We start from the raw sequence: 9,463 nt of genomic DNA, 5'->3' as shown, positions 1-9,463 counted from the left end.
GATAGAGTTGTACCGAGTCTTTCAGTTCAGTATTGGGAATGTAATCATCTGTGACACCTGATACTCGCCCTTTAGTATCGAAACTCTTTTGCCTGAATGGATACCAGTACGCGCTCAGCCGGTAATAACCAAACTGCTCTAGTGCCTTGAGAGCAGCGGAGTCGTCCGTGACTACTAGCCCTCTCGATTTGAGGTGCTCTAGTTGATCTTTGAAGCTAAGCCATGGGCGGGTATAGGTCATCGTTTATCCGTCAATCTAACCAGTTGTCGTGCTATGGTACAACAGCGAACAGCTTTTTCAGCCGAAGCTCACTGAGCCTGACGAAAGTTCAGCTTGTACTCGTCCGCATCTGGTACGGCCTCAAGATAACTAATCTCCAGACGTTGCGTATACTCCCGAACTTCCTGTTTCTGCTCTTCCGGCATGTTTGCTCCGCATATTGCTGAGAGAATGCACTCAGGCGACACCTGCAATGTGCAGAGAACTTCTGGCTTAGAGGTATCGTTCGATATTCGTCGCAACGGCGCTGAGCCAGACGGCGATGTTCTGTATCACTACGGGGCGTTTAAAGATAAGTTTGCCATTTTGTGATTCCATTCTTAATAGCAATCGGGGCAAAAGATGGCCTCCCCATAGGAGGCCGATTTTAACTTTCAACCCATTGAAAAGTAACGATATTTAAGTAATTTATAAAATTAGTTACCCCAGAAGTTACCCCGGTTTTTCTGTTGGTAGACATAAGCGGGAGCTGGGATAAATATTGCAATTTCAGGCATAAGCCCTCCCTTGCTGACCCATTATTTTAGGTAGCCAGCGGCCATTAAAACTTTTCCAACAGTCTTCTCACTGCGGAATTTCTTACCGAAAATCTTATAGTCTTGTGCAGTACGTCGAATGCGCCCTGCAACTATGCATGGTGTTACTTTAATGCGGCTGGCAAGTGCTTCTACTTCAGCTTCGGTAGTAGGTAAGCCGTTAGGTATTGCTTCGGCTGGAATGAGAACCTCCTGCGCCAATGCGTCTGCTTCGTCCTCTTTAGGGTCGGAAGAGGGGGCGTCCAGGTCATCTAAGAACCAGCTCTCGTTACCATCAAAATGCAAAGCAATGTGAGCAAGCTCGTGCATTAACGTAAACCAAAAGTTGTCGAGCCTGTCGTGACGCAACGTCAGAGCAACAACAGGTTGCCTTGAATCGCTTAAGCAAACAGCACCATCTAGGTAGGTTTTGGGCAGGTGCGGCTCGAATATCACCTTTATGCCAGCTTTGTTCAAATACTCTACTGCAATGGCAGGACCTTGCCGCGACCAAGATTGGCGAGCGAGTTCCAGCATCCATTCTTGTGTGACGGTACCAGGGGTATAACTATGCTCTAACTTTTGTTGTGCCGCGATATGCAGCACTCTGGCTTGCCAGGCTTGCAAAGCAAAAGCATCACACTCTTTGTCATTGCTACGTTGATGAGCTGATGTACGTAACATCATAGTCTGGCTGGAAGACTGAGGTGTCATCCCGACACTCGCGAAAAACGCACCCAAGTGGTCGTCGGCGTATTCTTTAAGTTCACCGAGTGACCCGGTAAAGTCAGGCAAGTAACCTCGCTTGCGGATTTCAGCAAGTGGGTAAGCCGAAAAATCAACGTCGTTGGCATAATGTTTATGCCGTTCGACATCCTGGATAAGTACCTCGGCAGGTATGCCGAGACCTTCATGTAAGCGACGAATCATGGTCAGGCTCAAAGGGCGCTTACCGTTCAATACGTCAGAGACCTTCGGCGCAGAGCCGATATAGGGCACGAGGTCTTTTTTCTTTAAGCCCTGTTGATCCATGCGAAACAATATGGCATCGATCGGTGACGGCATGTCGACAGGGAAGGCTGTTGCTTCGTATTGCTCTATCAGCATTGCCAGCAGTTCTAGCTCGTCCGCTGCCTGGCTGCCTTCAGCTGGATCTGAATCCATCAGCTCATCAAGGCGTGAGAGCGCCGCGTTGTGCTCATCTGGAGTTTTGATTACTTTTAAATGTTTCATAGCATCCTCCTAGAACCGCTTCTTATCGTATTCAGCATGCGTCCCGACCCATTCAACACGCGCAATACCATGCTGGTAGCGTACTTTGACGACCAGGCGGTAATGGTTACCTTTGATGTTGAATATCACTCTGTTGTCGGACAGAAAGTCAGCGCTGCGATGGCGGTTTTTAATGTCCTGAGGAGTTCTCCAGTCCGCATCTATAGCCTCATTGAGCCAAGCGTCCAAAGCTGCTTTAGAACGCGCATGCTTTGCGGAAAACTCCGTCAGTAAGTTTCGTCCTAAAACCTTCATTTGGTTCCCTTGATGGTAACTATAGCTAAAATTCCCATTTTGGTAAACTTATTCTGTTTATCTTGGTGGTTCTTTGGTGCCTAACGAGACAAAACAGTCACGTTAGGCACCTCCAGGCCCTTAGCTGGGTATAAATGAATCATCCCAGCGCCTGCTCAACGATGGCGTTGGTCAGGTGTTGTTCGGTTTCGCTGGCTTGCTGCAGGCGGTCTTTCAGCTGGTCGCAGAGGGCGAATAGCTTATCGACTTTGGCGACGATACGTTGTTGTTCGGGGAGTGGAGGGAGTGGTATTAATGTATTCGAAAGATTTGATGCTGACATCTGTTGAACTGCCGACCCAGATCGAAAGTTATCAATTTGGCGATTAAAAAAACTACTATGCAAGTACTTAAAGAAGTAACCGGTCATGACTTTATCGTATAAACGAGTTATCAACATTTGAGCATTTATAAAGCCAGTAGAGTACTTTTCATTCGCCTGAAATAAGGCAACTTTACCAACACTCCCCCGAAGTAAAATCACCACATCTAAATCTTGTAATTTTCCGTTAGATAGTTCTGAGAATTTACTTTCTGTGATGAACCTAAGTTCATGAGACATCGCAAGCTTACCGTCGATTATGTCTGGAGCCCCGAAGAATGGAACTCCGTTGCTGACAATGTCCGCGCCTGACGGATATCTTGAGCTGCGGTCACCGTTTTCAAATTGCGTAATAGTTGATAGCTTAACCCACTCCCAACCCTCCGGCAGTTCAAACGGTTTTTCATCGTCACTCACCGGTGGCAGTTTTTTCGGCTTTTTGATTTTGCCTTCTTTGACCAGTCGGGCTTTTTCTTCTTCGATGTGTTCGAGTAGTTTCGATGCTGGTTCATCCTCTGGATTCTGTGGCACCAGTTTACCCATGACGGCGAGTTGGAGGATGGTGTCTTTTAAGCGGTCGATGGCCCAGGCGCCCATGGGGCCTGAGAACAGCAGGTCGAAGTGGTTGGCGAGGCGTTGCCAGTTGTCGTTCAGTTCCTGTGCGTTAGCTGACTCTGTGAGCGTTGCCAGCAGGGTGTCGGTCAGTTGCTGGTGGGCGGTAAGCTGGTGTTCGCTCTGTTGCTCCATCTGGTCGCAGAGTGCCATGAGTTCATCGACTTTGGAGACGATACGTTGTTGTTCGGCGAGTGGGGGGAGTGGAACAGGAATTGATGCCAAAGCCTTTCCAGACATATTTGATATCGCAACACCCTTCCGATAGTTTGCTATCTCTCCCGATAAATCCAATCTCTGGAATAAACGGAAAAGATAGTAAGGGGATAGTTTCCCAAATGGTCTTGCTCTATGAATGTGGTTCTGGAAACAGACTGGGTTTACGGATTCCCATACAGCCGCTCGGCCGGCTTCACCACCTTCACATATAAGTAGATCCCCCTCCACAGCCTGGCACTTGTCCAATTCTGTATCAGATATCGGCATCTCTCTTACTTCGGATAACTGAAAGAAGCCCCAATACAGGTTGGATGTGGTGATATAGGGACGTAAGGTGCCGCTGTTTCGAGATGAGTCTAGAGTCTTCCCTGAGTTGTGTTGACATATTTGACCAAACCGAGTCCAGCTCCAATTCGCTGAAAGCTCAAACGGTTTCTCATCTTCAGTGACCGCCGCCACTGGCTTCTGCTTTTTCAGCTTACCGTCTTTAATCAGCTGCGCTTTTTCAGCTTCGATCCGTTCCAAGAGTTTTGAAGCTGGTTCATCATCCGGATTCTGTGCGACGAGTTTGCCACGTACGGCCAGCTCTAAAATAAGCTCTCGCAGTTTTTTGATGCCGGTGAGTTCGAGCTTGCTGCTTTTCCCGGAGCCACGGCCACGCCCGCTGGTGGATTTTGGGGTAACGGTGCTGGTCCAGAGGTCGAGGTGGTCGGTTACCAGCTGCTGAGGGCTTTGTGTCCTTTGGGCAGCCGAACGCTCTGGTCGACTTTGATCTTGTTTATCTGTTGTATAGCGCTCTGCGCCTTCGTTGATCTGGTTGCTCATTCGGCGGTTTCTCCGCCTTTTTCACCGGTGAGTGCCGCTGCAAGTATGCCTTTGAGCTGGTCGCGCAGTTTCTGGATGTCGTGTTGCTGGTCGGCGTATTGCACTAACAGTTCGTCCGGGTCGTGGCTGATTTGCTCTCCGACGTGGGGGTTTTTGATATCCAGGTTGTAGTTGCGGGCTTTGACGTCGTCGATGCTGACTTTCCACGCGTGTTCGGTCTCGATACGGCTGGCAAAGCCGTCGGCCTCGTTGCCCCACCAGGCGATTTCGGTGGCGAATTCGTCGAACTTCATGGGTTTGGTTTTGCTGTAGCTTTTGTAGCCTTCCGGGTACGGGTGTTCGTAGTACCAAATATGCTGCGTGGGTTGGCCTTTGGTGAAGAACAGCAGGTTGGTTTTAATGCCGGTGTAGGGGTTAAACACGCCGTTGGGCAGGCGCACGATGGTGTGCAGGTTGCAGTCGTTAAGCAGGCGTTCTTTTAAGCGGGTTTTCATGCCTTCGCCAAACAGAAAGCCGTCGGGCAGTACGACGGCGGCGCGGCCACCGTCTTTGAGCAGGCGGATAAACAGGGCCATAAAGAGGTCGGCGGTTTCGCGGGTACGGAACTCCGCCGGGAAGTTGTTTTCGATGCCGTCTTCCTCGGTGCCACCAAACGGCGGGTTGGCCACAATCACGTCGACGCGCTCTGCCGGGCCCCAGTCACGGTAGGGGCGGTTGAGGGTGTTGTCGTGGCGAATCTGGCTGGGAGTTTCGATGCCGTGCAGAATCATGTTGGTGGTGGCCAGCAGGTGCGGCAGGGGCTTTTTCTCGACGCCGTGTATGCTGCGCTGCAGAACTTTTTCGTCGGCGGGTGACTGCACGTAGTGTTTGCGCTTGTGTTCGATGGCGCAGGTTAAGAAGCCGCCGGTGCCGCAGGCGGGGTCCATCACGCTTTCATCGAGTTTCGGGTCGGTGCGGTCGACCATAAATTCGGTGACGGCCCGTGGGGTGTAGAACTCTCCGGCGTTACCGGCGCTTTGCAGGTCTTTGAGTATCTGCTCGTACAGGTCACCAAAGGCGTGGCGTTGTTGTGACTTGTTGAAGTCGATGCCTTCCTGAATTTTGTTAATCACCTGACGAATCAGCTGGCCTGACTTCATGTAGTTGTAGGCGTCTTCAAAGACGCTGCGAATCACGGCGGCGCGTTCGTCGCCGGCTATTTCGAGGTTCTGCAGGCCGGGGAAGAGAATGCCGTCGATAAAGTTTTTCAGTTCGTCGCCGGTGATGCCTTCCGGGTCGGCTGCCCAGTTGCGCCAACGCAGGCCGTTGGGGATGGGGCTTTGGTAATCGTCGTCGAAGAGTTCCCACTCGCGTTCGCGGTCGTCGTAGATTTTGAGAAACAGCATCCAGACGAGCTGGCCGATGCGCTGGGCATCGCCGTCGACGCCGACGTCTTTGCGCATGATGTCTTGAATGGATTTGATAACGGTGCTGATGCTCATAGGTGTCTCTTGTTGTTTTGGACAGTGCTGATTTTTTCTCTACCGCTCCCATGATGGATAGGGGCGACACACACTGTCGTGAAAAATGGTTTAACCAGGGCGATGACGTTCTGGCGCGCATTATGACGGCTGGCTTAGCCAGCGTCATCTTCGTAGAGGCTGGTCTCCAGTTCGCGTACCGCGCTGGTGTAGTCGTCTTTACCGCCAAAGGCGCTGAGCAGTTCCATCGGTGTCCCCATCTGATCGAACGGTGCCAGTTTTAATACCTTGATGTCTTCAATGCTTTGCACGCCGGTGTCGGCGTATTTGTCGAGCAGGGCATCGAGTACGGCCTGTGCCTGGGTGTTGTAGCGATCAAAGATGTTACGCCTGCTCTTCGCGTGGACGACGCGTTGCTTACGCGTGAGCGCCGGTTGCCCGTAGACGATGTGCAGTATTACGTCGAAGGGGTCGGGCTCGTCGCCGAGTTTGCCTTTGAGGTCTTCGGTGAGGTCTTCCCAGCTGACGCCTTGTGCAGACAGCTCGTCGATCACCGCTTGTTTGCGGTCGGCGTCGTTCCAGCGTTTGATAAAGTCGTTCAGGGTGGCGTACTGGCCCTGTACCGACTTGCGGGTGAAGTCGGTCAGGCTTTCGTTGATGAGTTTACCGTCGCTGCCAAGGTACTGAACGCGCTGGTCAATAATGCTGAACTCGACACTACCCACATGGAATTTTTTGCGTGGTTCGCGAGGCTCGTCGCCGGGGCCCCAAGGTTCTGCACCGGTGTTGTAGCCATCAGTACTTGGATCAGTGCTGGGGTCGCCGCTGCAACCCATGTTTGGGTCGTAGGTTGCGCCTGGATACTCTACGCCGCCGGCTGTGTTCTCATCGCCGGGCTCTGGCGGCACGATGCTGCCACCTGCTTCAGGCTCATAAATCTGCTCAGGTGGACCATCGAACTTTTCATCGGCGAACAATTCGGTGGCTTTTTTGAAGTCGAGGATGGTGAACCAGTGCTTGCCAAAGGTTTCGTCGATGCGGGTGCCGCGGCCAATGATCTGTTTGAATTCGGTCATCGACTGAATGCGTTGATCAAGCACAATTAGCTTGCAGGTTTTGGCGTCGACGCCGGTGGTCATCAGTTTGCTGGTGACCGCAATCACCGGATACGGCTCTTCGGGGTCGATAAAGTTATCGAGTTCGTCTTTGCCTTCTTTATCGTCGCCGGTGATGCGCATGACGTATTTACGGTTTTTGGCGACCTGCTCTGGGTTGAGGTTAATCAGGGCCTGTTTCATACGTTCGGCATGGTCGATGTTTTCGCAGAAGACGATGGTTTTTTGCATCGGGTCGGTCTTCTGCATGTATTCGGTCATGGTGCGGGCCACCAGCTCGGTGCGCTGGTCCATGGTGATGGTGCGGTCGAAGTCGCGCTGGTTGTAGATCCGGTCGTCGATTAACTGACCTTTTTTATCGGTCTGGCCTTTGCTGGGTCGCCAGCCTTGCAGGTCTTTGTCGAAATCGACACGTATCACTTTGTAGGGGGCCAGAAAGCCGTCGTCGATGCCTTGCTTCAATGAGTAGGTGTAAATCGGCTCACCAAAGTAATGGATGTTGGAGACGTCTTTGGTTTCTTTTGGAGTGGCGGTGAGGCCCACGTGGGTGGCCGAGTCGAAGTATTCGAGAATTGCCCGCCATGCGGATTCTTCCGAGGCGCTGCCGCGGTGGCATTCGTCAATCACGATCAGGTCGAAGAAGTCGCGTGAGAATTGTTTGTAGACGTTGCGTTCTTCTTCGGTGCCACTGAGTGCCTGATACAGGCCGAGGTAGATCTCGTAGGAGGTATCGACCTTATTGACCCGGTCTTTGTCTTTTTTGACGGCGAGCTCGATATCCAGCTTTTTGCCGTTACGTTCCATCCCTCCGCCTTTGGGGGAGAGCTTGGCCATGGCGCCAGCGAAGGGTTTGAAGTCGTTGTTCATGGTCTGGTCGACCAGAATATTGCGGTCGGCCAGAAACAGGATGCGTTTCTTCTGCTTTGATTTCCACAGCCGCCAGATAATCTGGAACGCGGTGAAGGTTTTGCCTGTACCGGTCGCCATCACCAGTAGAATACGGTTCTGGCCGCGAGCAACGCCCTCAATGGTGCGGTTAATGGCCACCATTTGGTAGTAGCGCGGTGTACGCGAGTTTACGTCTTCGTGATACGGATACTCTATGGCTGGCCGTTCGGTCGGGATGTCCTTCCAGCGGCAGTAGGCTTCCCAGAGGGCGTCGGGCCCTGGGAGTTCATTCAGCGCGATTTCGGTTTCTACTTGAGGGTAGATCAGGCCGTGGCGGTCGTTGACCAGAAAGCTGTCGCCGTTGCTGGTAATGGCAAAGGGGATATCGAGTTTGTCGGCGTAGTCGAGCGCCTGTTGCATGCCGTCGCCAACGCGGTGTTTGTTGTCTTTGGCTTCGATAACGGCAATGGGTTTGGCTTTTTGGTAGCAGAGCACGTAATCCGCCCGGCGCGGCGGCTGACGGCTGTGCATGCGACCACGGACGACGATGCGGCCATCGGTCACGGAGAACTCTTCGTAGACCTGAGTATGGATATTCCAGCCCGCCGCCGTAATGGCTGGCGTGATGTACTTGGTGCGGATGTCCTGTTCTGTGAGCTGCTTCTTGTCCATGAATCCCCGGCCACGCTTATTACAACGTGTTCAGTAAGCGTCAGTAATGACCCGAAGTGTATCGGATGGCGCAGGCTGACGGAAGAAGAGTGGGGTAACTCACTTGTTCACGAGAGCGGTCAATGTGGCCCGTTAGTGGCAAGTCCAGCGGGATTGCCGAGGCTTGCATTGAAGGTGATGCCTGTCAGTTGGTGCTGCTCAACGGCTTGCTTCAGTTTTTCGCCGCAGAACAACGACAGGTAATCGTCAAACTCTGTGCGGAACGCAGTCACCGACGTCAGCTTATCTTCATGGAAGGCGATGTGCTCTACTTCATCCCATTCATTTTTTACGCAGTGAGCTTCGTTCAAAGCGCCCAGCTCTTCGGCCAGACGTAGCGGATTGAACATGTAACCGTTGCTGTCTGCGCAGGTGACGGGTAGGAATTCGCCGTCATTTTTCAGCAGAGGGTAGAGCACGTCATAGGCTTTGGCACTGACGAAAAGACGACCTTGGTGTTCTGCGATATCCGGTACGGCTGAGCCTGTCAGCCCGCCAGCATTGCTGAAGGAGACAGTGATTTCTGGATTCCAGCTTTCGGCATACGAGCGCGGTGTCTGGTTGACGTCGAAGCGGGTATCCATGGAATCGCCAAAGACAGCGACTATCTGCTTCCAGTCAAAACCGAGAGTGGCGAAGTGTGTGCGGTCGTTGTGGATTGAGTAATGCATGCTCTCAGCCCTTCGGTAATACTTCGGGTGGTACTTTGGATGCCTGCAACCGGGTTTTGATCAGGTGCAGTCGACGAACAAGGTCCGCGTCGCTTTTGATACGCACTGGGGTAATTTCGCGGTTCAGCCAGTCGTAGTAGCCGGAGTGATGCAGCCGGTTATGTGGTAGCGCCTCGCGCAGGTAGTCTGGCATATATGGCTTATCTTCCATCCCACGAGGTAACCAGCATCCATTTATGGGGTCATCAATACGTCGGCGACACCATGCCAGAACGGCTC

At 52.4% G+C, this 9,463-nt stretch carries 8 protein-coding genes; all 8 read right to left on the bottom strand.

The features are described 5' to 3' along the window. On the bottom strand, positions 1-241 hold a 241-nt coding region (locus B2067_RS12190; RefSeq protein WP_301388633.1), incomplete at its 3' end, for an Abi family protein. A 557-nt stretch (positions 242-798) separates the two neighbouring features. Beyond that, positions 799-2,028 carry an ImmA/IrrE family metallo-endopeptidase gene (locus tag B2067_RS12185; RefSeq protein WP_301388632.1) on the bottom strand — a complete coding sequence of 410 codons (1,230 nt, stop codon included), beginning with the start codon at positions 2,026-2,028 and terminating at the stop codon, positions 799-801. Between the two features lie 9 nt (positions 2,029-2,037). Beyond that, positions 2,038-2,322, bottom strand: coding sequence for a type II toxin-antitoxin system HigB family toxin (locus B2067_RS12180; protein ID WP_301388630.1), 285 nt, complete (start codon positions 2,320-2,322; stop codon positions 2,038-2,040). A 139-nt stretch (positions 2,323-2,461) separates the two neighbouring features. Further along, complete coding sequence (locus tag B2067_RS12175; RefSeq protein ID WP_301388629.1) at positions 2,462-4,339, bottom strand: restriction endonuclease subunit S; 1,878 nt, start codon at positions 4,337-4,339, stop codon at positions 2,462-2,464. Further along, positions 4,336-5,820 carry a type I restriction-modification system subunit M gene (locus tag B2067_RS12170; RefSeq protein ID WP_301388628.1) on the bottom strand — a complete coding sequence of 495 codons (1,485 nt, stop codon included), beginning with the start codon at positions 5,818-5,820 and terminating at the stop codon, positions 4,336-4,338. The genes B2067_RS12175 and B2067_RS12170 overlap by 4 nt, the downstream gene beginning before the upstream one ends. A 134-nt stretch (positions 5,821-5,954) precedes the next feature. Further along, the gene (gene hsdR, locus B2067_RS12165) at positions 5,955-8,474 is read right to left on the bottom strand and encodes an EcoAI/FtnUII family type I restriction enzme subunit R (RefSeq protein WP_301388626.1); all 2,520 of its coding nucleotides are present in this window, start codon (positions 8,472-8,474) and stop codon (positions 5,955-5,957) included. A 119-nt stretch (positions 8,475-8,593) separates the two neighbouring features. Beyond that, positions 8,594-9,184 (bottom strand): imm11 family protein, encoded by a 591-nt coding sequence (locus tag B2067_RS12160; protein ID WP_301388625.1) that lies wholly within the window; start codon positions 9,182-9,184, stop codon positions 8,594-8,596. 4 nt (positions 9,185-9,188) lie between these two features. Then, a partial coding sequence (locus B2067_RS12155) for a hypothetical protein (RefSeq protein WP_301388623.1) occupies positions 9,189-9,463 on the bottom strand: 275 nt, incomplete at its 5' end.

The organism is Thalassolituus sp. UBA2590, assembly GCF_002339775.1.
Taxonomy (GTDB): domain Bacteria; phylum Pseudomonadota; class Gammaproteobacteria; order Pseudomonadales; family Oceanobacteraceae; genus Thalassolituus.
This window is presented reverse-complemented; position numbering and strand designations above follow the sequence as displayed.